Here is a 25,769-nt window from a genome sequence, read left to right on the forward strand (position 1 = left end):
AATCAGTCAATGAAAAAGGGTTTTCTTTACTTTTTTTCTAAGAAGAGTATCCTCATTGCCGTGCAAACTCATTTTTCTTTTTAATAAAATGAACATTCCGTTTGTAAAAAAGATTTGATTTACTAATTTGGTAAAATCGACAAACCCTCCCCTTCTAAATGTAGGTGGTCACCAATTTCTCTTCTTTTTTTCAACGTTTATCATCGTTTTTTTGGATTTATCTTCTTTTTTGCACAATTTATCTTCGAGTTTCTTTCGTTTATCGATTATTCTGCAAAAAACGACAAAATCCGCTGGTGTCCCATGTAACTGCTTGTTGTGATAAACTGAACCTTATTTCAGCTTTTCCATTATGGCTGATAACCAAACATCACAATCATCAGACAGAACCATAAATAAAGGATGGTTACAGGTAATATACTAATTCCTAATCTGATCTTTGTCTTTTTTTCTTTAGCATGTTTAAACCATAAATAGAAGCAAATGATGAGAATCAAGAGCAGCGGAATGTTGAAAAGTGGCACAAAATGATCCACATAATCCGAATTTTTATCCCATAGCGTTTCAATCGGCTGCGATTGATACTTCTCCTCTAATTTTTGCCTTCCATTGTTAAAAATAGATGAAAGAACAATATAATAAACAAAAGGAATCCATTTTAGCCACCATTTTATATGCTTATGAAAAAGCACCATCACTCCAAAAACAACAATTGCTAAAATAAAAGGCATAACAAATTCCTCCTTTATTGGAATTATACAGGAGAATATGTGTGTTGTGGTAACATTTTGTTATTTTTGTGTAAAATTACTTGCAGTTAACAGATCGATGGGTGGAAAAGGAATAAGGATTGTTGCATTTTCGGTCTATATTGTTGCATTTTTTCCTCACTTTGTTGCATTTTTCACTAGGATTGTTGCATTTTTTTCGATTTAGCTATTATTCGGTAATAATCGACAAAATCCGATCCCCCTTAAATAGTTGCTTTTCGACAAAAATAGTCAAACTTAGCCCCACTCTCATTATTTCCACTTAACAAAATAAATGGTAATATAAATGTACGCTATATAGAACAGTGGTTTTGCAAATAAGTGGTCTTATTTACCTTTCGAATGGAGGAATAACTTTGAAAAAAGTAAAAAAAGCGATTATACCAGCAGCTGGGTTAGGAACGAGATTTTTGCCGGCAACTAAAGCGATGCCAAAGGAAATGCTGCCGATTGTTGACAAACCAACCATTCAGTACATAGTGGAGGAAGCGATTGCTTCTGGAATTGAAGATATAATTATCGTAACTGGAAAAGGAAAACGCGCAATCGAAGACCATTTTGATTATGCTCATGAGCTAGAACATAACTTATTAGAAAAAGAGAAATATGATCTGCTGGAAAAAGTACGCTATTCTTCTAATTTAGCAGATATTCACTATATTCGTCAGAAAGAGCCCAAGGGATTAGGGCATGCTGTTTGGTGTGCAAAAAGCTTTATTGGAAACGAACCGTTTGCCGTCCTATTAGGGGATGATATCGTACAAAGTGATACTCCTTGCTTAAAGCAGCTTATTAACCAATACGAAGAAACGCATTCTTCCGTTATTGGCGTCCAAACAGTTGCGGACCATGAAACAAACCGCTACGGTATTATTGACCCAGGCTTGCAGGAAGGAAGACGTTATCAAGTAAACAGCTTCATTGAGAAGCCGGCACTCGGAACGGCTCCATCTAATTTAGCGATTATGGGCAGATATGTATTAACACCAGAAATCTTTTTATTTTTGGAAAAACAACAAAAAGGGGCAGGCGGCGAAATTCAGCTTACAGATGCGATCCAGCAGCTAAACGAAATTCAACGCGTATTTGCCTATGACTTTGAAGGCAATCGTTACGATGTTGGAGAAAAATTAGGCTTTGTGAAAACAACCTTAGAATTCGCCTTGCAAGATGCCGATTTAAAAGAAGACATGCTAACGTTTATAAAAGAAATGATAAAAGTACATGAGCAAAGTGACATTAAGATAGGATAACGAAGAAAAACCATTGGGAAATCAATTAATTCCAATGGTTTTTTTATATCAGTATATATGCTTTAATAATAGTATTAATTGCAATAAAAGGAGTCAGAGTATAAATGACTATTAATAGAAATGATAAATGTCCTTGCGGCAGTGGCAAAAAGTATAAAAAGTGTTGTTTGAAAAAAGAAAACGTTATTCAACTAGAAACAGTGAAATTAGAGCGCTTTTTACAGCAGAAGCATCAGCTCATCGAAAAATTGAGATTTTTTCTTGAAAAAAATATATCGATCAATGAATTTTACCGAAAAGAAGCAGAGTTTAATAAACGCTCAGCTAGACGAACGACTGCAATAGGGTTCGGTTTCTTTCAATTTTGGTTTTATTTTTTCCATCGTTTTGATAATGGACTTCGCGGTATTGAATGGTTTTATAAAGAAAATCAGCACAAACTTGCAACAGATGAAAAGATTTTGGCTGAGAATTGGGTAAATTTAAAGCCAAGAATTGTCCAAGCAATCGATAGAAAGGGTGATGATATCTTTTTTGAAGATGTCTTGACAAAAGAAACGTTTGCAGTACCTAATGTAAAAGAAAATATCCCTTATTTTTCACCATGGTATGGAACGATTGGATTACTGGAACAAATGGGGGATAGATTTTATTTTAATGGAGTAAGGGCTTTTGAAGGACCAGAAGCTGTTCATCGAATCGCAGAAAAAGTAAAGAAATTAATGAATGAGTCAGGAAGCAGCAGTGAACATGTTTTATTTAACTATTTTCCAGAAATGTTAGCTGATTTATTAGGGAATGACGACATACGAGAAACAAAAATCATTCATTACTATACGCTCAAATATGACATTCAAAATGAACAAGTGTTAATCGATTTCTTATATAATCAAAAAGAAGTCGAATTCGATAAGTGGGACGCTAATGAGAAAAGAGTGAGCTGGGTAAAGGATTGGAAAGTGTTCCAAGATAGTGAAATAAATGGAGCTGTTCATTTCGCTGAAGTAGAGGGCGTAATTTCTGTTGAAAACAATCATATGGAAATTCACTGTTATAAAGCAGAAGCAAAAGAAAAGATAAAAAAGAAAATGGAAGAAATAAATATGGCCGTCACATTTCTGAAGGAAGACGTAAAAGAGACAACCGTTCCTTTTCATATTGAAATTCAAAATTTACTCCTAAACATGGAGGAAGATGTACCAAGATACGCAGCTATATATGCACAAAATAGTTGTAACTTAGATGTTAATGTGAAAATTCTTAAATTTGGTGACTACACCATTGGCCAATTGATCGCGATGAATCGTAAAGAAGATGTCGATATTTGGTTAAAACAAATGGAATACCATCTATATCAAACCGTATATAAGGAATTTGGAGAAGTAGAAGTTACAGCTGATTTTAATACAATTCGAAAACAGCTAGGTTTGTCGTTGTCGCCATTCGTATCAGGACAAGCTGAAAGAAAATCATCTTTACAGTCAACGATACCGCAAAATGCACGACCTATTCGACTAAAAAATGAAGATATCCCATATTTTGAAGACCTAGGCTTTACACCCGATACAATCGATAATTTTTACGCAGTAGACATGGTCACTTTCTTTAAAGAGAAAACAAAGGGAAAATCATCAAACACCGTTAGAAAATATGGATCAAGTTTATTTGATTTAAGGTATTTATTAGAAATGAAATCATTTGATGATTGGGGACAGTGTGATAAGCGCTTCTGGACAAAGGTATTAACAAAAGATCTATTTAACCTCTATGAATTTGTAAGCAAAACGCAGCTTAAAGAATTTATAAGCACCATAAAGGCCTTTATGAAATGGCTTGATAAAAAATATAACACGACGATAGCTCAAAATGTTATTGAAGTCATTGAAAAAAATGAAGAGAAAATGTTTGAATTAGTTGGGTATTGAACACTATCTAGGGGTCGGACCCAATGTCATCAAGCTAGTATTCAAAAAAAGGAAAATAAGCAACTAAGTAGGAAGTAAGGGTTTTGGTCTGTTCTCCGAGGCTTACCGCTCGCTTTCCACGGGGCGAGCGCCGAGCCTCCTCGTCGCTTTGCTCCTGTGGGGTCTCGTCTTTCTCGCTAATCCCGTAGGAGTCGAGCGGACGCCTCTCCAAACAAATTGGGTATTTCTTTTACATAAAGGGTATCCAATAAATAGGATCTTAAAAAGGCAATAGGATGCCCGGGCGGATGAAATATTATTTTTTTACCCTCCCTTGGCATCCTACTTTTTTCTTATAATACCAATTCACGATGGTATCAAATAGTTTGATAAAAGCTTCTGGCTTAATTTTCTTTCTTGCTTCAGAAAAACTTTGTTTACTAATACTTTTCCCCTGAAAAATCACCACACATCGTTGATATACCAAAAAAGGTATCCAAAGCAATTATTGTGGTGTTTTCGAAAAGTTAAGTAGTTTTTTTAAATAAAACATTTTTATGACAGTTTAATCTAATAACATTTTATGGAACCTTAAGTTGATGACATTGGGATCAGACCCGATTAAAAGAACGATACCTAGTCCAAAAGACAAGTATCGTTCTTTTTTGTATTAGCAGTTTTCTCACAGTATGTTGTTTTTACGTAAAAAAATGGGAGAAGAAATACTCAGCAGACTGAATACACGTAGACTCCTGTGGGAATGCAAGAAAGACGAGACTTAAGCAGAGCGTATGCGACGAGGAGGCTCGACGCTCGCTAAACGGACGAAGTGTATTCAGGCTGCGAGTTTAAAAGCAACAAACTATACGAAAACAGCCTAAGCTAAAGAATCTCCTTTCTACAAGAGGTTCTATTATTTTGAAAGCAAGTTATATAAATAAAGACACGAAATAACAGCATTATTTCGTGTCAGTAGGCTTAGCATTTTACATACATGTATAGTAAATAAATGTAGGATATTGCTCAAACCTCTCCTTTATCTAGTTATCATATTTTAAATTTAGCAAGCATCATTTGAAGATCTTCTGCTAACAAAGCCAAAGATTGGGAAGACGCTGCTATCTCTTCCATAGCAGCAAGCTGTTCTTGGGTAGCGGCAGAAACATTTTGTGTACTGGAAGCGGAGGCTTCGGCCACTTCATTTACGACAAGAATAGAAGAATTCACATGCTCTGTTCCTCTTGCCAATTCCTTTAATGTTTCCGATATTTCGCCAATTTGTGCAACAACATCTTTAATAGCAATTTCTATTTTTTGGAATGAGCTTCCGGCTACATCCACTACTTTAAGTCCTGTATGAACTTCTTCTGATGTGTTTTTCATCGATTGAAGTGTATTTTCCGTATCTGTTTGAATAAGTTGAATTAGCTTGGAAATTTGTTCGGTTGATTTTGATGATTCTTCCGCAAGCTTTCTTACTTCATCAGCAACGATGGCAAAACCTTTCCCATGCTCGCCGGCTCTTGCAGCTTCAATCGCTGCATTTAACGCTAATAAATTTGTCTGCGATGAAATAGTAGTAATAACATCGGTGATTTTGCCAATTTCACTGGAACGTTCATCTAAGCTTTTCACCGTTTCGGATAAACGGTTTACATTAGCATTGATAGAATTCATTTGTTTGCTTACTTCGTCGATTGCTTGATTTCCTTCTAATGACATTTGAGAAGCATGATGGGCGCCTTGTGTCATTTTCTGGGTATTTTTTTCGATAGTTTTTGTATAGTGTGTAATATCTGTTATAGCACGAGAACTATTTTCCACTGTTTGTACTTGTTTATCCGAACCGTAAGCTAGCTCTTGGATGGTTAATGTAATATGCTCACTCGCTTTGCTGCTTTCTTCAGCGCTTGCACTTAGTTCCTCAGAAGCTGCTGCTACTTGCTGAGAAGAGTCACTTACAGTAGCAAGAGTAGATTGAAGCTGTGCGGTCATATGATTAAAAGAAGTCATTAACTCGCCAACTTCGTCTTTTGACTGGTAGCTTCCTTTTACCGTAAAATCTCCATTTTCAGCTTTCCCAAGTAAACTTTTTATCTCCCTTATTGGAGTGATAATCATTTTAGCTATTAAAAAGCCAAGTGATAATAAAAGAAGAAGAGCAGCAATAATAACGACCCATACAATAGTAGTCGCTTGTTTTAATCCATCTTGATTTTCCTGATTAATTCGTTCAGCAGTAGAAATATAGGTTTTTTGGATTTCTCTAAGTATGTTTGTTACTGCTAATCGGTTAGTCTCCAATTCCTCTGAATAGAGTGAATAGGCTTCTTCATTTTGATTAGCCATAGCTAATTTTAATACTTTACCTCTAGAAGCTTCTAGCAGCTTTTCCTTTTCAACAAAGTCTTGCATCAATTGTACTTCTTTACTTTCCAGCATACTATTTTGCAGTGTATTAACAATTGTCTTATTTTCATTCAAATTGGTGTCTATTTCCTTGAATAGTTCATCGTTTCTAGTTGAATCTTTTGTAAGCATTAGTTCAAGTGTATACGCATCGTTTGCTCTAGTATTTAATCTGAATTGCATCAGCTGGCTGATAGGCAATAAATTCTCTTTATACATTCTCTCAGAATCCTTTGCCATCTCTTTTATATAATTCAGCCCGACCAATCCCACAATACTAAGCGCTAATGCACTGACACTTATAATTACCAGTAATTTTTTCGTGATTGTAATATTTTTGAGTATTTTCACACATTCTGCTCCTTTTAGTTTAATATAATTATGCTTACACACTAGATATATCGGACGTATAACAATACATATTGAATCGACTTAATAATCCATTAGTACTATTTTTAAAATGTTTTTGGTTGCTTCTTGTTAGTTCTTATTCACTTTAGGAGGAATTTTATCGATAATGATTACATGTAAAAAGAACTTAGATTAGAGGTGGCGGAGAGAATGAATAATACATGGAATAAAGTGATATATAAATTATGGTCTCCTATATACGATATCTTTTTTAATTCAGGCTTGTTTCTTCATGCCCGTAAACAAATATTTCAAGAAATACACTTCAATAGCAATCAAAAAATATTATTTGTCGGCGTAGGAACAGGAGCTGACTTAGAACTAATAAATCACGCGGAATTAAATATTACAGCAATTGATTTTTCACCTGATATGTTGAAAAAAGCAAGAGAGAAATTCAAAACTTCCTCGATTAAATTTTTAGAAATGGATGCTCAAGATATGAGATTTGACAGTAATCAGTTCGACTTGGTTATCGGAAGTCTCATTCTTTCCGTTGTACCTAATGCAGATAAATGCTTTCAGGAGATGACAAGGGTGCTGAAACAAGATGGAGAAATGATTCTATTCGATAAGTTTTCCTCTAAAGAAAACAAGCTGTCATTGCCTAAAAAATTTGTTAGACCTCTTATTAAAGTGTTAGGAACTGACATTGGATTAAATTTTGAAGAATTATATGAAAAATACTCTCAAGCATTAGTTGTAAAAGAAGACAAGCCAGTGATGTTTAATGGTATGTACAGAAAAATAGTAGTGAATAAATCCATTGATTAGTCCTTTAATGTCTAGATATAAACTAATAAGAAGAAATAGGATAGTACCCAAGTTGTTTTTTTTCAATGGCTGTTTTCTTATAGATTGTTGCTTTTAACTCGCAGCCTGAATACACTTCGCTTTCCGTGGGCGAGCGTCGAGCCTCCTCGTCGCATACGCTCCTGTGGATCTCGTCTTTCTCGCATTCCCACAGGAGTCTACGTGTATTCAGTCTGCTGAGTACTTCTTCTCCCATTTTTTTACGTAAAAAACAACCTTTCCAAATTAATGAAACTTAGCACTCATTAAGAACGTATAGAGCATTGGGTATATTTTTTAGGAGGTATTAAATTGAAACGAACAACTGAAATGGTTTTAGGGATTATCGCATTGGTTCTTCAATTACTGGTGATTGTTCTTGGAGTTTCAATAGCCTTTCTTATAGGAAGTCAATTTTCAGAACAGCTGCCACAATCCATTGAATTATGGTATGCCTGGGTTGTATTGGGAATACATATACTGGGGTTTGTTTTAGGAATCATTGCAATGATTATACTAAAGAAGAGTCCAAAGAAATCAGGAATTATATTACTTGCAACTGCTATTCTAATGCTCCTTCTTACTATAGGTGCAACACTAATACAGTCGGTGCTATTCTTTATTGTTGGAATTATGTGTATAGTACGAAAACCTGTATACAAAGATGGGGAAGAACAATTGATGAGTAAAAAATAATCTGATGAAGGGGGGTCTAGTCCTAAAAAAATTTTCAAGCGGCTTCTATGGCATAGGTTGGACCTTTGCCATGCCGTCTTCATTTTGTTAAAAATAGCCCTTGTCTCAAACAGTAAAAGACATTTTTTGAGACAAGAGAACATGTTTTTTATTTAAAAGCAATGCTGTCCCTGTTTGGAACAGCAATCATCCCCGAAGCAATTAGAACACCGAAAATAACAAAAACAGCACCAATAATTTGCGAGAAAGCAACTGGGGAACCAGCTGCAAAAGAAATAATCATCGCCACCACTGGAACAAGGTTGAAAAATAACGAAGTTTTATTAGCTCCAATGGTTTTTATCCCTTTATTCCACCAAAGGTATCCTAATACACTTGTAAAAATAGCCATAAATATAATGCTGCCCCATGCTTGAAATGGAATGTCTGTCAGGGGAACAGGATTTGGTGTAAATAAAGAAAAAATCATTAAGCAAACCGCACCAAAAATCATGGAATAAGTGGTAGAAGCCAAAGATGTAGCCCCCTTTATGAAGCGTCGTCCTAACACCCCATATAAAGCCCAACAAATATTTCCTCCCATTATAATAATGTCTCCAATAGAAAAGGATAAGTTTCTAATTGTGTCAAAAGAACCTTGCGTAAGCACAAATAGCACACCAATAAAAGCCAAAATAATCCCTGCCATTTGTCTTTTCGTTATCGATTCTTTTAAGATTACTCTCGCAAAAAGGCTTGTTAATAAAGGATTCAATCCCATAATTAATGCTCCGTTAACGGGAGAGGTATATTTTAAGCCAACGAAAAACAACGTGTTAAATCCAAAAATGCCGATTATGCCCAGAAGAAGATAAGGAATACTATTTTTTTGTAGATCGACTTTTTTCATGCCTTCTTTAAAAATTAATACTATTCCCATCACGATAGCTGCAATGCCGAAACGCCATGCTGCAGCAGAGGCAGGAGAGAAATAATCAACTGTATATTTGGCAAGATGAAATGTAGCCCCTGTAAAAACAGCAAAACCAACTAATGGAAGATATAGGTTGAGATACTTCATTTCTTTTTCACATCCTCAAAGGAAATAGAATAATAGTAATCTATTTTTTCTTTTGTCGTAGAGATTACACCATCTAGCTCTTTCTTCTTCTTTTCCATCTTCTCTAGATGCTTCAATAAAATCTCGATTCGTTTATGAATCGATGGTTTAAGTTGAGATGCTTCTATATTTTGTTCTATCTTTTCGACAATGCAGCCATCATTCACCATCTCACGAATCTCTTCTAATAACATCCCTGTTTCTTTTAAACTTTTAAGAAACACCATAAAGGCAATATCCTTCTCTGTATAATAACGAATATTTCCTTCCCTTCGTTTCGGCGAAGGCAAAATGCCAATCTTTTTATAATATCTTAACGTATAAGAAGAAATTCCAGACTTCTCAGCCGCTTCACTAATTGAAAACATACATACCATTCCTTTTCTGTAAACTTGCATTTAGTTTACAACTTAGAGTCAGCTCTAAGTCAAGAAGAATATATGACATTCGGTTGGCAGCTTCCAACCGATCTATTGATGAAAATAGTATTAATGTAAAATATGGATATAAAAGTATGAATTTGAAATAAAAATATGGTATTTTGGAAGAAATAGATAGGTAGAAAGTGAGATTCTAATGAAGAAAAAAATAATCATGACTATTTCCAGCCATTTAGCTTAATGGTCCTCAAGCCCTTGGGTATACCCGTATGAGAAAATTAGATCCACATGGTGATTTTGGAAGAAATGAACGACAAAGAAAAGTAATCACTGCCATTATTGATAAAGGAATGAGCCTATCCTCTGTGACGAAATTTGACGATATACTAGGTACTTTAGGTAAAAATGTGAAAACGAATATTTCATTAAAAGAAATGGGAAGCATCGAAAAAAATTATCGAAATACACGCAATAGTATTCAGCAGTATGAAATAAAAGCAGAAGATGCAAGAATAGATGGAAAAGCCCTTTTAGTAGTGTCCGAAGAAGAAAAGGAGAACGTCCAAAAAATAATTGCGGATAGCTTGATGAATTAAGATGGAAATGATAAAACGGAAATAGGGGGATGACTGCATGTCTTTGTCTCCCTTTTTCCGTTTGTTTATAGCAAATACTGGATAGAAATTGTCTAACAGACGAGTAAACGAAAGGGGAGAGACGCAATTGATTACAGTAAAAAAAGTATCAAAATCTTTTGATGATCAAGCAATATTAAAGGATATCGATTTGTCAGTGGGAAAAGGGGAAATTCTTGGTTTGCTGGGACCGAATGGAGCGGGGAAAACGACGCTGATTCGTTTAATTAATGGCGTGATAAAACCAGATAGCGGTGAGATTTATATCGATGGATTAAATCTTGCGGTCAACAGTGATAGCGTAAGAAAACGGGTTGGCATCGTAACAGAAAGTGCCGGTCTTTATCATGAAATGAGCGGTTATGAGAACTTGGCATTTTTTGCAGCGATTTATGGCGTTCAAGACAAGAGTCGGATAGAAGTACTCCTTAAATTATTTGAATTAAATCAGCATCAGCACCAACGAGTAGGAACATACAGTACAGGCATGAAGAAAAGGTTGGCGTTGGCGAAAGCGCTTTTACATCAGCCGGATCTATTATTTTTAGATGAACCGACAAATGGGCTTGACCCTGAGGGGATTAAAATGGTGCTTTCCTATTTAAAGAAATATCAGGAACAAATGGGAACGACCATCTTTATTTGTTCCCATGTGCTTCATCAATTAGAATCGATTTGCAGTTCTTTTGCTTTTTTAGAAAAAGGAGCCATTATAGAAAAAGGAACACTAGAAGAACTTGCGGACAAATATGTGAAAGAGATGAAGGTGAAAGTTGCTACAAATTTAATAGTAGAAAATGGTTCTTTTGCTGGCTATCGATGTGAACAGCAAGGAAAAAATACAGTAATCTTTACGTTGCAATCAAAAAAACAAATTACTTCTCTTTTGCAGGAGCTGTTGAAAAGCTATTGGGTGGAAGCAGTAGAAGTGATGAATACAGATCTAGAGTCGATTTACTTTCAAGTAAGGAGTGGCTTGCATGAATAATAACGTGATCAAAGCGCTAATCACAAAAGATATCCGAACGATTATTAGAAGCAAAAGCTTGCTAATGGTTCTTATCATTATTCCTATCGTTTTAGGTTTTGTCATACCGACTGCCATCATAGCAAGCATCCGTTTTTTTGCTGTTGAAAGTACGCTGGGACCAGATGTTAAAAAGCTATTGACGAAATTCCTTGCTGAAGTGCCTAATGTCTCGCTCGCACTCGATACATTTAAACAACAAATGATTTATATTTTTGTGAATTATTTATTCGCTTCCTTCTTTTTGCTTGTGCCGATTGTAACTGCCTCTGTCACAGCAGCAAACAGCTTTGTCGGGGAAAAAGAACGTCGTACGTTGGAAAGTTTATTGTTTGCACCGATTACGATAAAGGAGTTATTTGTCGCCAAAATCCTAGCATCCTTTCTGCCATCTTATTTTATTTCTATTGTCAGCTTTATTATGACAGGCATTAGCATTAATATCTTAAGCTACCCTTTATTTCATCAGATTATTTTTCCAACAGGCAATTGGGTCATCCTAATCACCTGTCTTTCACCGATGATTTTGCTGCTTACAATCTTGCTTAATATTCTTATTTCCGCACGCGTACAAACATATCAAGAAGCACAAAATATTGGTGGAATCATCGTCCTTCCAGTTATAGCTATGGTCATTGGGCAGGTTTCCGGATTGTTTCTCATCGGAACGAAGATGATGCTCCTTCTTTCTATAGCACTACTTATTATCAATCTACTACTGATAAAGAAAATTGCCAAAAATAATGATCGGCATGTGTTGTTTGAGAAGCAGATACATTAGATATCAAAGCATTAAAAAACCATTAGAAAAGTTATTTTCCAATGGTTTTTTACGATGTAGCTATTGAACGATCATTTATTATTCTTATCTCCTATAAATTCACTATCAATCACTTTTACTTGATCGCTTACCTTTTTATTATAAAACTTTGAGGATGTAACAGTAACTGTTCCTCCAACGGGTAAATCTGTATTATAGATAGCTAATTTACTGTATTTCATATCCGATTCATAAAAGATGGAGTTTAACACGGTTACTTTTGCATTAGATAATACGGCTATATCTGCTTCCGGATCACCAGGGTAATCGTGGACACCGCTGTTTTTAAAGGTTGAATTCATAATCGTTACTTCAGCAGAAGCTTCAACATGTACACTTTGGCCAGCTATATTATTGAAAGAGCAATTTTTTATCGTAATGTTCTTCGCTTTAATAGCTACACCAATTGCAAATCCGGCATTTTCGGATTTACTCTTGTTGTCTTTGAAAATACAGTTTTCAATTAGCCAGTTTTCGCTTTCAGCATTAATTTCTATATCATCAGATGTATTGTTTTTAAAGAGGCAATTAATAATTTTTACATTGTAACTAGGATTTTGATTAGATAATATCCCGTACCCTGAACCATCAAATAAGCTATTGATAACGGATAAATTATGAACCGTAAAAGAGTTTTGGATACCTTGAATAGAGTTAGTAAACTTACAATCTAGAATGGTGATATTGTCACCAGCTAATAATGTACCAAGCTTACTTTTCAAACCAATACTTTGTATGGTTTGATCCCCTTCAAGCTTTAGGATGCTTTCAACTGCATCATCGGTTCTTTTTAAGGTGGTCGTTGTTTTACCATCACCTATAATAGAAATATTCTTAGGAACGAAAATAGTGGATGTTACTAAATAGGTGCCTTTCTTAAAAAAGATGGTGCCACCCCCTGCTTTACTAGCAGCATGAATAGTGTCATTAATAGCCTCACTATCATCCGTCGTTCCATCACCTTTTGCTCCGAAATCTTCTACTTTAAATACTGCTCCATTAAAATTAACTTCTTGCGCTAAATTATTAGTTGATATACTATGTTGTTTATTTTGCATACTCCATACCCAAAAACCGAGTGCAACAACAACAATAAATAAAAGGACAATCACAGTAGCTTTAGTTCTAATGAAAATAACCTCCTTAACTACTCTCTTATTTTTTATTGCTTAGATTGATTGATTTATTGTGTTTATTCAATCAATGGGATTCACTAGAACAAGACAATAGAAATGGTTTTTAAAGGAAATAATCTTTTTTAATAGTATAATATGTTCTTTATAAAGAATCAATTAAAAAGTTGAGAACAAAAAAAGTGTTCATTATTTAGAATATTTTTTGAAAGCGATACCATTTATAAATTAATAAAAAATAGAAAATCTACTATATAAAAAAGAGAAGTTGCACTAGAATAGAAGGATAATCAAAACTTTAGCCATGAATAACTTAACGAACACAAAAAAATAAAAAAAATAAGAAAAAACTATTTCCAAATGAAAGGAAAAGATGCTAATATAAATGTACGTTATTGAGAACGAAATGGTAGTGATATTTAAAACTATTTATCAAGTAATTGAAATAGGGGGATAGTATGGACGAAACAATTACGATAAAAGAATTTTTTTACACATTAAAAAAAAGGGCGTTATTAATTATCAGTTTGATGTTGATTATGGCAACAATAACTGGTTTTGTATCAAAATATTTTGTCACACCGACATATAAAGCTTCTACTCAACTTCTAATCAATACTTCTAACGAGAAGAAACCTGCGAATAAAAAGAAATCTGCAAAAGAAAAGGTAAATGAAGAAGATAATCAATATACTTCTGATCAGCTAATAACCAATCTTCAATTAATCAAAACTTACAAAGTTATTATTGAGAGTCCAAAAATATTGGACAAAGTGATAAGTGAACTGAACTTAAAAAAATCAGCAGATGAATTAAAAGGAATGCTAGAAATTGAGAATGAAGAAGGATCTCAAGTAATGGTAATAACTGTGACAGATACTAATGCAGAAAATGCAGCAATTATTGCCAACCAGGTAGCAAAAGTATTTAAAAAAGAAAATAAAGATATTATGGACATAGACAATGTGGAAATAATAGCAGAAGCGAAATATTTTTCAAACCAAATACCTATCGGATCACAGCCTATTCAAAATATCATGATAGCTTTAATAGTAGGGTTAATCATAGGCATAGGGTTGTCGCTGATACTCGATTATTTTGATAGTACCGTTAAAACGAAGAAGGATCTAGAAACAGCGTTGCAAATTCCTATACTTGGTGTAGTGCCTCCAATAAAATCGAGAAAAAGAATCATAAAAGAAAATAAAATGAAAACAGAATATAGAGGTGAGACTCTTGGTTCTTAAAAAAATAAGTAAAAAGAAGTTGCAAAATTTCCAAAATAAATTAATCGCAAAGTATGAACCAAAATCGATGGTCTCTGAACATTATCGGAAAATTAGGACGAGCTTAGAATATTGGATGAAGGAGGATGCTAGAATCCTCATGATAACATCCGCAGAACCTAATGAAGGAAAAACTACAACAGTTTCTAATTTAGCTGCTGTATTTGTACAAAAAGGGAAAAAGGTTCTGCTGATTGATGGTGATTTAAGAAAACCAAATATTCATTATTGTTTTGATATAAATAATAATGTTGGTTTGTCAAGCGTTCTACTTAATCAGTGCACTTTAGCAAATGCAATAAAGAAGGATAACGAATATAATAATTTATTTATCTTGCCAAGTGGACCAATTCCGCAAAACCCTTCTGAATTATTAGGATCATCTGAATTAAAAAATCTATTAAAAGATGCTTTAGAACAGTTTGATTTAATCTTAATAGATACACCTCCTATACTAGCAGTTGCAGATGCACAAATATTGTCCAATCAATGTGATGGAACGATTTTAGTAGCAAGAAGCGGTAAAAGTGAAGTGGAACATTTAACGCACGCAAAGGAACTTTTATCAGTGTCTACTACAAAGTTATTTGGGGTTATTTTAAACAACAGCAAAGATACGAAGAGTACTAATAAACATAGAAATTATTATATTTAATAAAACCGCTGAAAAATGAGAATTTTTTTAAATTATCGTTCTTAATTAAGAATGTATTTGTTGTTAATAACGCATAGATAAGATGTACTGAAATTTTACTCAAGATAAAAGTGCATAGGAATGGGAATGTCATCTAACCCTTTATCATTTGAGGCACTCGGCCATGCTGTGGGATAAAAAATCCTTAGACACTAGTCGTCAATGGGATGGTGTGAGGACGGGTTCAATGCCCGAATATTGATATTAATAAGTTCAGCATTAAGGGGGATGTAGATTGAAGAGTGTGAAAAAGGCAATTATTCCAGCTGCTGGTTTAGGGACAAGGTTTTTGCCTGCAACAAAAGCAATGCCTAAAGAAATGTTGCCGATTGTAGATAAACCTACCATTCAATACATTGTGGAAGAAGCAATTGCCTCTGGAATTGAAGATATTATTATTGTTACAGGTAAAGGGAAAAGAGCAATTGAAGACCATTTTGATTCCGCCCATGAACTAGAACATAATTTAATGGAAAAAGAGAAATATGATTTGCTTGAGAAAGTTCAATATGCAACTAGTTTAGCGGATATTCATTATATTCGCCAGAAAGAGCCGAAAGGATTAGGGCATGCAGTTTGGTGTGCAAAAAGCTTCATAGGTGATGAACCGTTTGCCGTCCTTTTAGGGGATGATATTGTTCAAAGTGAAACACCGTGTTTAAAACAGTTAATTACACAATATGAAGAAACACTCTCCTCTGTTATTGGGGTGCAAAAAGTAGAAGAAAATGAAACGGATCGATACGGCATTGTAGATCCAGCATCTGCTGAAGGAAGACTTTATCAAGTATCTAATTATGTAGAAAAACCAAAGCTTGGAACCGCTCCATCCAATTTAGCGATTATGGGCCGATATATATTAACTCCGGAGATTTTTAGGTTTTTGGAAAAACAACAAAAAGGTGCAGGTGGAGAAATACAACTAACAGATGCCATTCAACAATTAAACAAAATACAAAGAGTGTTTGCATATGATTTTCAAGGCAAACGGTATGATGTTGGCGAGAAGCTTGGTTTTGTTAAAACGACTGTAGAGTTTGCGTTGCAGAATAAAGATTTAAAAGAAGAAATGCTTCTTTATTTGCAGGAATTATTGTCCTTAAATCTAGTTGAACATGCGAATAATAGGTAGGTGCTTACATGTCCAATTTAAGTAAAGAGGAAATATTGTATATAAATCTAAAAACTCATGTCAATGAAAAAAGAGGATATTTGTACCAAAAAAGAATACTAGATATATGCTGTGCTCTTATTGGCATCATGCTATTAGGCATTATTTTTATTATCGTCTCCGTTCTAATCAAAGTGGAGGACCCAAAAGGAAGAATTTTCTTTAAACAAACTAGGATTGGAAAAAACGGCAAGGAATTTAATATGTATAAATTCCGTTCCATGGTTCATAACGCAGAAGAACTTTTAAAAGGTCTATTAGATAAAAATGAAATAAGTGGCGCAATGTTTAAAATGAAAGATGATCCACGGATCACAAAGATAGGGAAATTTATTAGAAAGACAAGCATTGATGAACTCCCTCAATTATGGAATGTGCTAAAAGGGGATATGAGTATAGTAGGTCCGCGTCCGCCTTTACCTAGAGAAGTGCAGGAATATACGGAATATGATAAACAGCGGCTGCTTGTAACACCGGGGTGTACAGGGTTATGGCAAGTTAGTGGAAGAAATAGCGTAGGTTTTCATGAAATGGTGGAATTGGATTTAGAATACATGCAAAAACGAAATATTGTATTTGACGTAAAAATAATTGTTAAAACAGTGATTGTCCTGTTTGGATCAAAAAATGCATTTTAGGAAGGAGGCATGTAAGCAATGATGAAAAAGGATGCAAAAATCTATGTTGCTGGTCATAAAGGATTGGTGGGATCAGCAATTTTTAGAAAATTACAAAAAGAGGGGTACACAAATCTAGTGTACAAAACTAGTAAGGAACTAGATTTAAGAGATGCGGTTCAAGTAAATGATTTCTTTTTAAAAGAAAAAATTGAGTATGTTTTTCTAGCAGCTGCAAAAGTTGGTGGGATTGTCGCAAACAATGAATATCGAGCTGATTTTATCCGAGAGAATATCATGATTCAAACAAATGTCATTGATGCTTCCTATCGATATGGTGTAGAAAAGCTCCTTTTTCTTGGAAGTACGTGCATCTACCCGAAATTAGCGCCACAGCCTTTAAAAGAAGAGTATTTGTTAACAGGTCCATTGGAAGAAACGAATGAACCGTATGCAATAGCAAAGATTGCTGGAATCAAAATGTGCGAGTCTTATAATAAACAATATGGGACAAGATTTATTTCAGCCATGCCAACAAATATGTATGGAGAAAATGATAATTTTGATTTAAAAACGTCACATGTATTGCCAGCTCTAATAAGAAAATTTCATGAAGCGAAACAATTAAATGCAGAATTTGTGGAAGTTTGGGGAACAGGAACTCCAAAACGTGAATTCCTTTATTCTGATGATTTGGCAGATGCTTGTATTTTTTTAATGAATCATTATGAGGAAGATGAAATAATCAATGTCGGTGTAGGAGAAGATCTTCCTATTAAAGATCTTGCAGAATTAATCAGCCAAGTAGTTGGCTTTAAAGGAGAAATTAAGTTTGATTCTTCTAAGCCAGATGGAACGCCAAGGAAATTGGTTGATGTCACCAAAATAAATGCTATTGGATGGAAAGCAAAAGTACCGTTGGAAGATGGAATACAAAAGGCATATAACTGGTTTTTACATAAAGAACTTACAAAAATAAACTAAAAATGCAGGAGGAATAAAATGAAGAGAGCATTGATAACTGGGGTAACAGGTCAAGATGGATCTTATTTAGCAGAGTTTCTATTAGAAAAAGGATATAAAGTTTATGCATTGCGCAGAAGAACAAGTACGCCGAATTATGAAAATGCCGAACATGTTAAGGATCAATTAGAATGGATGGATGGAGATTTAAATGACATCGTTTCGTTAATAGAAGCTGTTCGCATAGCGCAGCCGGATGAAGTGTATAATTTAGCTGCACAATCTTTTGTCGCAACATCCTGGTCACAGCCAGTTGCAACAGGAAATATGACTGCAATTGGTGTAACTAATATGCTGGAAGCTGTTCGCATTGCCAAACCAGATGCCCGTTTTTATCAAGCGTCCAGCTCTGAAATGTTTGGAAAAGTACAAGAAACTCCGCAAAAAGAAACAACTCCATTTTATCCAAGAAGTCCATATGGAGTTGCAAAGGTATATGGACATTGGATTACAGTCAATTACCGTGAAAGCTTTAATATGTTTGCATGCTCGGGAATTTTATTTAATCATGAATCTCCGCGTCGCGGCATTGAGTTTGTGACACGCAAAGTGACAGATGCAGTTGCCAGAATCAAGTTGGGCTTGGCAACAGAATTGCGTATGGGAAATCTAGATGCTAAACGAGACTGGGGATTTGCAGGAGATTATGTAAAAGCAATGTGGCTAATGCTGCAGCAGGATCAACCAGATGACTTCGTTATTTCAACAGGGGAAATGCATACGGTTGAAGAGCTAGTAGAAACAGCATTTTCTTATGTGGGACTAGATTGGAGAGATTATGTAGTCATTGATGAAAAATTTGTCCGTCCAGCAGAAGTAGATTTGTTATTGGGCGATTGCTCCAAAGCAAAGAAAAAGTTAGGCTGGGAATTAGATGTAAGCTTTACCGAACTTGTTCATATGATGGTAGATTCAGACATAGAGAAATACTCTAGAAATAAATTAGTGGAAATATAAAAAACAGAAGCTTGGCATAAAGCAACGCCAAGCTTCTTTATTATTTCCTAATTCACCTTAAAAAGATACTACTAATCAAATGATTGAAGGGGAAATAATATAAAAATATGAAAAAAATATTAGTAAATGCGACAGCAAATGATGCTAGAGGTCCATTATCCCTTACAAAAAGCTTTCTGAAAGACTTAGTTGAACATGAAAAGCAACTAGAATCAGAAAATATTTTTATAACTACATTAGTATCTAATAAGGAATTATTAAAATATAATTCGAAACACATTGAAGTGATTTATGATGTGAAACCAAAGGTCAGTTTTTTAGCTAAATTATCATATGAATATCGTTTTCTCCCAGCATTAATGAAAGAGAAGAATTACCGAGCGTATTTATCATTGCAAAATACCGCCATTAAGAAGGGGCCTTGGAAGCAATTTGTCCTTATTCATACCCCGCTGCCGTTTGTAAAGATTAGCTTGGCAGATTTGGAGAAAAAGAATTTTATAAAATATAAAATTTTACTGAGAAATGTCATCGCTAGACAAATTGAACATACAAATGAAATTATTGTCCAAACAAAGTGGATGAAAGATTCGATTAGAAAATTGGGATTTAAAAATCATATTACCATCCATAGACCATCTAGTGGAAATTTTCGAGAATATTGTAATCCACTAACCCCATCCATAGAAGCGAAAATAACAAACGTCGCTAATAAGAATAAAATAAAACTACTCTATCCTACTAACTTGGAAAAATATAAAAATAATAACCGTCTTATTTCCGCAGTGAAAAGATACAATGAAAAGAATGAACACAATCAAGTTGTTCTCTATTTAACACTCGATGGCCAAGATGATACGGATATAAATTATTTAGGAAAAATACCATTTGAATCCATGTATACCCTATATAAAAAAATGGATGCTCTTATTTTCCCGTCCATCGTAGAAACGTTGGGACTGCCATTATTAGAAGCAGAAGAAAGTGGTTTAAATCGTATAGTAGCAGATAGAGAGTATGCCAGAGAAATATGTAAGAACAATGCTTATTACTTTGATCCTTATAGTATAGGGTCCATTATGCAAACAATCGAACAATTTGTTTTCGAATACGATGCCAAAAAAGAAAATAGAGAAGATACAACATTCCCCATCCATATAAATGATTCTGCAAGCTACTATGACTATATAAAAATAATTCAAAATACATGGTGATAAGATGAAAAAAATAACATTTGTCATAAACTATTTTTACCCAGATTTCGATTCAACTGCGCAATTAATGACAGAACTTTGTAAAGAGCTGCAACAAGATTTTCAAATATCGGTAATAGCAGCCCAACCGAAAAATGCAGGTGAAATTGGGAAAAAGAAAAGATTGGAAAAAGGTTATTTAGAAAATATAGAAATTAATTGGATTCGTTTGCCAAAAGTAAATAAGATGTCAAAAATCAGTAGGATAAAATACATTTTTACCTACTTTTTTTATGCAAATTTAGCTCTAATTAGAGAAAAAAATGTGGATATTATTTATACGATTTCCACACCGCCAGTGTTAGGAGGATTAATTGGAACGATTGGAAAATTTATTAAAAGAACGAAGCATGTGTATAATATTCAAGATTTTAACCCAGAACAAGCTGCAGCGGTAAGTTTTACGAAAAATGAGCTAATTTTTAAGGCCGCTAAAACAATCGATAAGCTAAATTGTAAGTTTTCCGATCACATTGTCGTCGTCGGAAATGATATGAGTGAAACATTAAAAAATAGATTCTCTAATAAATCTATTCCAGAACATACGATTATTAATAATTGGACGGATGAAAAGGAAATTATCCCGTTAGAAAAATCCAATGATCAGGTAAAGAATTTTCTCCAGCAATATAATCTCGAGAATAAATTTATCGTGATGTATTCAGGTAACATTGGTCTTTATTATGATTTAGAAAACATCATAAAAATAACCAAGGAGTTTAAGGAATACAAGGATCTTGTCTTTGTTTTTATTGGAGAAGGTGCAGTGAAAAAACAGATGCAGCAATTTATTAAAGAAAATAGGTTGGAAAATACAGCATTTATCCCTTTTCAGCCCAAAGAGTTTATAAAGTACTCGCTAAATGCTGCTGATGTTCATTTTGTCGTAAATCAAAAAGGAATAAAAGGTGTGTCTGTTCCAAGTAAGATTTATGGTGTTTTAGCTGCTGGAAAACCGATAATAGGTGTACTAGAACAAGGTAGTGAAGCACAAAGAATAATTGATGAAAGCAACTCCGGGATAGTGGTAGAGCCGCAAGATTATCAAGGGATAACAGAGGCTATAAAGAAAATGTATGAATTAGATTCAGCTGAAAGAAAAAACCTAGGCATAAATGGAAGGGTTTATTTGGAGCAGCATTTAAAAAGAGAACTTTCTATTGAGAAATATAGAAATCTACTAAAACAAGTATCTGATGAAACGACTATCAGTGTAGAAAATTTTCACTCAAATGCAAAATTATAAGCTTATAAATAGGATAAAACAGACCTCATTAGATATTCATCAGGTCTGTTTTTTTTAGGAGGAAAGCAAATGAAGCTGGTTTTATTATCAGGAGGATCTGGAAAAAGACTTTGGCCTTTATCTAATGACACTCGCTCAAAGCAATTTCTGAAAGTATTGGAAAGTGAAGAGGGAGAAAAGCAATCGATGGTACAGCGCGTATGGGGGCAGTTAGAAGCTACTGGCTTAGCAGAGTCTTCCGTAATAGCGACTTCTAAATTACAGCGGGACATGATTTATAGTCAGGTAGGTCAAGAAGTTCCAGTAATAATAGAACCGGAGCGAAGAGACACTTTCCCTGCGATAGTACTTGCAGCTGCGTATTTATTATCGGAAGCAAATGTGTCGGAAGAGGAAGTAATGGTTGTTTTGCCAGTTGATCCTTATGTTGATGATATGTTTTTTCATAAGGTGAAGCAATTAGAAGAAGTGTTGCATGAATCGGAAGCGGAGTTAGCATTAATAGGTGTTCAACCGACCTATCCATCCTCTAAATATGGCTATATCGTACCTCATGAATTAGAGGAGAAACAGGGGTATTATACAGTTAATCATTTTACAGAAAAGCCAAGCGAAGAAAAAGCGCAAACTTTAATAGATAATCATGCACTTTGGAACTGTGGCGTGTTTGCTTTTAAACTAAAATTTTTAATAGATATCATGGTTTCAAAAGGGCTGCCATTACAGTATGAAAAGCTTCTCCAGCAATATGCGCTGCTGCCCAAAATTAGCTTTGATTATGAAGTGGTTGAAAAAGCAGCAAATATTGTCGCTCTTCCTTATGATGGATATTGGAAAGATCTGGGTACATGGAATACTTTAACAGAAGAAATGACAACTGCGCATATAGGAAAGGGAATATTAACGAAAGATTCGATTAACACGCATCTTGTGAACGAATTAGATATTCCAGTAACGGTAATAGGAGTGAAGGATATTGTCGTTGCTGCAAGTCCAGACGGTATTTTAGTTGCTGATAAAGAGGCTAGTCCAAAAATAAAGGAATTAATAAGTGACTTTGCTGGTCCGCCAATGTATGAAGAACGATTATGGGGATGGTCAAGAGTGCTTGATTATGCGAAATATGAAGGCGGCCAAGAAATGGTTACGAAACGCATCTGTATACATGCTGGCAAAAATTCTACCTATCACTATCATCAATTGCGAGATGAAGTATGGACAATTGTTCGTGGGGAAGGAGAATTGGCACTTGATGATCATATTACGAGAGTAAAAACAGGGGATATCATTCATTTGCCTAAAGAGAAGAAACATGGGATAAAAGCAATATCAGAGCTGGAGTTTGTTGAAGTGCAAACAGGGGTTGGGATAAGCGATTCAGACTTTAAGCGAATTTATTACGAGTGGGAAGATGTAATCAATCACTTCCATAAATCCAAAGCGAAAGTTATTATCTGATAGTAGCAAGGGAGGAAGTTCCCTTGCTACTATCAGAAACAAAAAATGATAAAAAGGACATTAATGATGATGAAACCTAATTATTTAATATATTTAGCCTTCTTTTTTATATCACTAGATAATTTCCCATTAATGTTTGGAACGGCATATAAACCAGTCAGTCTACTGTTTTTAGTTTTGTATTTTGGTATAAAATTACCTGAAATGATCCGCTTAAATTGGAAAAGAATCGAATTGTTTATTTTCTTTCTTATTATGCTAAGCTTTGTTATTAGCGCCACAATAATTAAATTTAATGGTTACAGTTCGGTCGGTTTAATTGACGCTGTATCTTCTTTTCTAGCTGGAATCATTATTTACTTAGCAATTAAACATTTTATGATGAAAAATGATTTGGAAGTGCGTATAAAGGCTCTTGAAATGTTGTTATACGGTTATACCATTCCTGTTTTCATCGGTTTGTTGCAAGTTGTATATATTTATATAGCTCCTTTAGGCTTTATAGAAAACATCACTTCTATATTTGTACAAAGAACGGATTATATTAATACTGGAAGAGTGCACTTTACATTTTCTGAACCTTCCTTTACGTCCATTCATACCAATTTGATTATGATTCCTGCCCTGTTTATACTGAAAAAGTTTAGATCTGTAAATAGATATATAAAAATTGTCGTAATGCTCTTTTTTATTCTTTCCATTTTAACATTATCCGTTCGATATTATATGGATTTAACTTTTGCTTTACTCGTTTATTTCATTATTTTTCTTCAAGTAAAAAATATTTTTAAAATATTTTTCATTGCTCCTGCCTTAATAGGGATCTTATTCTTAGTACTAAATTTTACTGGGAGCTCAAAAGACAGCTACCATGTTCAGAGGTTTATGAAAGTAATGGAGAACCCAGAACAAATAGCTTCTGATCCATCCTTCCAAATCAGAAATACATATTCTGACATTGGATATAACGCATTTCTTGATCATCAATTAATTGGTGTTGGGATTGGAAATTATGTACAGTACTATAAAGGAAATCTGGCTAATGTTAATCCTAACTATAAAAAATATCCAGAACTGGTTGATGCACTTAATCATAGCGAAGTAATTGCACAATACAATATGTATACAAGATTGCTGTCAGAAATGGGAATGATGGGAATGTTAGTTATCCTGATAATGATGATTATATTGATTTCAATGAGGAATAATCGTTATAAACTATTTATTTCCATCTTGTTAATATGGACCTTAATCCAATTTGATTCCTTTGCATTTATCCCAATGTATTTAATTCTATGTCTTAATAGCAGGAACTGGATGAGAAAGAAGCAAACTTTGAGTTCAAAAGGAATATTGCTCCATTATGGAGATAAAGAACAGATATCCTTAGATAGGGACTAAAAGTATAACGATTCATTGAAACTGCAGGAAAAAAATAAATGTTTGGGTAGGGTTAATGATGAAAAAACATCTATTTGGTGTCTTAGAACAAGGGATGGTATCCCTTTTGAATTTTTTAATTATCGTATTATATAGCAGGCAAATGAACAGCAGTGATTTTGCCTTATTTGTCATTATTCTTTCAACCGTTACATTAGCATTCTTGATAGCTACTAATTTTTGTGCAATGCCTATCCAAATATACTTAGAAAACAAATATAAAAAACAAGCAAGAAAATATATTCAATTGCTAATAAAAAATTATCTAATGATAGCTTTCATTACTAACAGTGTTTTCTTATTGCTGTTTGATCTTTTAGTAAGAAATATTAATTGGGAAACTTATTTTTTTAGCATGCTATTCTCTACTGTTTGGGGATTGTATGAAATCATAAGAAAAATATGCTATACACAACAAAAAACAAAAAATATATTTATCGGAAGTATTATTTTGGTTATAGGCTTTTGTTTTAATAGTTACTTTTTGTTTAATAAAGTATCTCTTATTAATAGTTTTATCATTCTTTGTATCTGTTATTCTCTTGCTTGCATCTCAAGTATTTTATTAAATGGAAAGAAAAAAAATAAAAATAATAAATCTCAAGATATATTAAGCCGACAATCGTTTCAAAGAAATGTGTTAAGTACTCATTGGAAAATATCGAAGTGGCCCATCATTGGTACGGTATTTTATTGGATCTCTACCCAGGGATATATGATTTTTCTATCTTATTTTATTTCCGACTTACAATTGGGGGCATTTCGTACAGCGATGAACCTGCTTGGTTTAATAACAATCCTTCTAGTATTCTTTGAAAATATGTATACACCGATTGCTTCAAAAGAATACTTTAATAAAGGCGTAAAAGGAATAGATTCCCTTGTGAAGAGCATCTATATAAAAGCAAGTTTACCCTTAATAGGGATTACTTTTATAGCAACAATTACTAGTTACTTCCTATATGGCATTATCTTTGGTGAAAAGTATGCCAGCTTTTCGTACTTAACAATATTTTTTGGATTTTATCAATTGCTGCAAGGAATAAATAAACCAGCATTAGTAGGACTTGTAGCAATGGAGAATACAAAGCCAGTTTTTATTGGGAATTTGGTGAATGCTGCGATTACGGTTTGTTTTGGATTGCTAATGTCAAAATACTTTCATGTAATTGGATCAGTCATGGGTGTTGTCTTAGCAACATTTATATTATCAATCTATTTGATATCTTGTTATTGGCGAACGAAGAGAAGTATGGAATTGTCAGGAGTTGCCTCTTTGTAGAAGAAGGGAAGAG

22 protein-coding genes and 1 pseudogene are annotated in these 25,769 nt (G+C 34.1%); 18 read left to right on the forward strand and 5 right to left on the reverse strand.

The window, feature by feature from the left end; genetic code table 11:
• Positions 1-350: 350 nt before the first annotated feature.
• Positions 351-731: a hypothetical protein gene (locus tag ACTXGU_RS16230; RefSeq protein WP_443482578.1), complete on the reverse strand. Its 381-nt coding sequence runs from the start codon at positions 729-731 to the stop codon at positions 351-353.
• A 395-nt stretch (positions 732-1,126) separates the two neighbouring features.
• Between ACTXGU_RS16230 and galU (ACTXGU_RS16235) the strand changes: the two genes are divergently transcribed.
• Complete coding sequence (gene galU, locus ACTXGU_RS16235) at positions 1,127-2,023, forward strand: UTP--glucose-1-phosphate uridylyltransferase GalU (protein WP_443482579.1); 897 nt, start codon at positions 1,127-1,129, stop codon at positions 2,021-2,023.
• A gap of 104 nt (positions 2,024-2,127) precedes the next feature.
• On the forward strand, positions 2,128-3,948 hold the full coding sequence (locus ACTXGU_RS16240; RefSeq protein WP_443482580.1) for an SEC-C metal-binding domain-containing protein: 1,821 nt from the start codon (positions 2,128-2,130) through the stop codon (positions 3,946-3,948).
• A 1,026-nt stretch (positions 3,949-4,974) separates the two neighbouring features.
• Here the strand turns inward: ACTXGU_RS16240 and ACTXGU_RS16245 are convergent.
• Complete coding sequence (locus tag ACTXGU_RS16245) at positions 4,975-6,687, reverse strand: methyl-accepting chemotaxis protein (protein WP_443482581.1); 1,713 nt, start codon at positions 6,685-6,687, stop codon at positions 4,975-4,977.
• A 210-nt stretch (positions 6,688-6,897) separates the two neighbouring features.
• Between ACTXGU_RS16245 and ACTXGU_RS16250 the strand changes: the two genes are divergently transcribed.
• Positions 6,898-7,521 carry a class I SAM-dependent methyltransferase gene (locus tag ACTXGU_RS16250; protein ID WP_443482582.1) on the forward strand — a complete coding sequence of 208 codons (624 nt, stop codon included), beginning with the start codon at positions 6,898-6,900 and terminating at the stop codon, positions 7,519-7,521.
• Positions 7,522-7,851: 330 nt separating this feature from the next.
• On the forward strand, positions 7,852-8,235 hold the full coding sequence (locus ACTXGU_RS16255; RefSeq protein WP_443482583.1) for a DUF4064 domain-containing protein: 384 nt from the start codon (positions 7,852-7,854) through the stop codon (positions 8,233-8,235).
• 148 nt (positions 8,236-8,383) lie between these two features.
• On the opposite strand, the gene ACTXGU_RS16260 is transcribed toward ACTXGU_RS16255, so the two are convergent.
• Positions 8,384-9,295, reverse strand: a complete 912-nt coding sequence (locus ACTXGU_RS16260; protein WP_443482584.1) for a DMT family transporter — start codon at positions 9,293-9,295, stop codon at positions 8,384-8,386.
• On the reverse strand, positions 9,292-9,702 hold the full coding sequence (locus ACTXGU_RS16265; protein ID WP_443482585.1) for a MerR family transcriptional regulator: 411 nt from the start codon (positions 9,700-9,702) through the stop codon (positions 9,292-9,294). Before ACTXGU_RS16265 ends, ACTXGU_RS16260 begins: the two co-directional genes overlap by 4 nt.
• Before the next feature lie 260 nt (positions 9,703-9,962).
• Between ACTXGU_RS16265 and ACTXGU_RS16270 the strand changes: the two are divergent.
• The 3 genes and pseudogenes from ACTXGU_RS16270 to ACTXGU_RS16280 form a co-directional block, all read left to right on the forward strand.
• Positions 9,963-10,310, forward strand: a pseudogene (locus tag ACTXGU_RS16270) (LCP family glycopolymer transferase); the annotation flags it as partial.
• 127 nt (positions 10,311-10,437) lie between these two features.
• Positions 10,438-11,337: an ABC transporter ATP-binding protein gene (locus tag ACTXGU_RS16275; protein WP_443482586.1), complete on the forward strand. Its 900-nt coding sequence runs from the start codon at positions 10,438-10,440 to the stop codon at positions 11,335-11,337.
• On the forward strand, positions 11,330-12,157 hold the full coding sequence (locus tag ACTXGU_RS16280; protein WP_443482587.1) for an ABC transporter permease subunit: 828 nt from the start codon (positions 11,330-11,332) through the stop codon (positions 12,155-12,157). The genes ACTXGU_RS16275 and ACTXGU_RS16280 overlap by 8 nt, the downstream gene beginning before the upstream one ends.
• 71 nt (positions 12,158-12,228) lie before the next feature.
• Here the strand turns inward: ACTXGU_RS16280 and ACTXGU_RS16285 are convergent, their stop codons facing one another.
• On the reverse strand, positions 12,229-13,254 hold the full coding sequence (locus ACTXGU_RS16285; RefSeq protein WP_443482588.1) for a glycoside hydrolase family 55 protein: 1,026 nt from the start codon (positions 13,252-13,254) through the stop codon (positions 12,229-12,231).
• 533 nt (positions 13,255-13,787) lie between these two features.
• Between ACTXGU_RS16285 and ACTXGU_RS16290 the strand changes: the two genes are divergently transcribed.
• The 11 genes from ACTXGU_RS16290 (at position 13,788) to ACTXGU_RS16340 (ending at position 25,756) form a co-directional block, all read left to right on the forward strand.
• Positions 13,788-14,576, forward strand: coding sequence for a YveK family protein (locus ACTXGU_RS16290; RefSeq protein WP_443482589.1), 789 nt, complete (start codon positions 13,788-13,790; stop codon positions 14,574-14,576).
• Positions 14,557-15,270 (forward strand): CpsD/CapB family tyrosine-protein kinase, encoded by a 714-nt coding sequence (locus tag ACTXGU_RS16295; protein ID WP_443482590.1) that lies wholly within the window; start codon positions 14,557-14,559, stop codon positions 15,268-15,270. The genes ACTXGU_RS16290 and ACTXGU_RS16295 overlap by 20 nt, the downstream gene beginning before the upstream one ends.
• A gap of 274 nt (positions 15,271-15,544) precedes the next feature.
• Positions 15,545-16,441 (forward strand): UTP--glucose-1-phosphate uridylyltransferase GalU, encoded by an 897-nt coding sequence (galU, locus tag ACTXGU_RS16300; RefSeq protein ID WP_443482591.1) that lies wholly within the window; start codon positions 15,545-15,547, stop codon positions 16,439-16,441.
• Positions 16,442-16,449: 8 nt separating this feature from the next.
• Positions 16,450-17,118, forward strand: a complete 669-nt coding sequence (locus ACTXGU_RS16305; RefSeq protein ID WP_443482592.1) for a sugar transferase — start codon at positions 16,450-16,452, stop codon at positions 17,116-17,118.
• 21 nt (positions 17,119-17,139) lie between these two features.
• Positions 17,140-18,081, forward strand: coding sequence for a GDP-L-fucose synthase (gene fcl / locus ACTXGU_RS16310; RefSeq protein ID WP_443482663.1), 942 nt, complete (start codon positions 17,140-17,142; stop codon positions 18,079-18,081).
• Between the two features lie 18 nt (positions 18,082-18,099).
• Complete coding sequence (gene gmd, locus ACTXGU_RS16315; protein ID WP_443482593.1) at positions 18,100-19,077, forward strand: GDP-mannose 4,6-dehydratase; 978 nt, start codon at positions 18,100-18,102, stop codon at positions 19,075-19,077.
• A 107-nt stretch (positions 19,078-19,184) separates the two neighbouring features.
• Positions 19,185-20,291: a glycosyltransferase gene (locus tag ACTXGU_RS16320; RefSeq protein ID WP_443482594.1), complete on the forward strand. Its 1,107-nt coding sequence runs from the start codon at positions 19,185-19,187 to the stop codon at positions 20,289-20,291.
• A 4-nt stretch (positions 20,292-20,295) separates the two neighbouring features.
• A complete protein-coding gene (locus tag ACTXGU_RS16325) occupies positions 20,296-21,576 on the forward strand; it encodes a glycosyltransferase family 4 protein (protein ID WP_443482595.1) in 1,281 nt (426 codons plus the stop codon).
• Between the two features lie 69 nt (positions 21,577-21,645).
• On the forward strand, positions 21,646-23,034 hold the full coding sequence (locus tag ACTXGU_RS16330) for a sugar phosphate nucleotidyltransferase (protein WP_443482596.1): 1,389 nt from the start codon (positions 21,646-21,648) through the stop codon (positions 23,032-23,034).
• 63 nt (positions 23,035-23,097) lie between these two features.
• Entirely contained in the window at positions 23,098-24,435 is a 1,338-nt protein-coding gene (locus ACTXGU_RS16335) for an O-antigen ligase family protein (protein WP_443482597.1), read from the forward strand.
• A gap of 55 nt (positions 24,436-24,490) precedes the next feature.
• Positions 24,491-25,756, forward strand: a complete 1,266-nt coding sequence (locus ACTXGU_RS16340; RefSeq protein ID WP_443482598.1) for a lipopolysaccharide biosynthesis protein — start codon at positions 24,491-24,493, stop codon at positions 25,754-25,756.
• The last annotated feature ends 13 nt before the right edge of the window (positions 25,757-25,769 follow it).

Source organism: Niallia sp. 01092 (assembly GCF_052318935.1).
Lineage (GTDB): Bacteria > Bacillota > Bacilli > Bacillales > Cytobacillaceae > Niallia.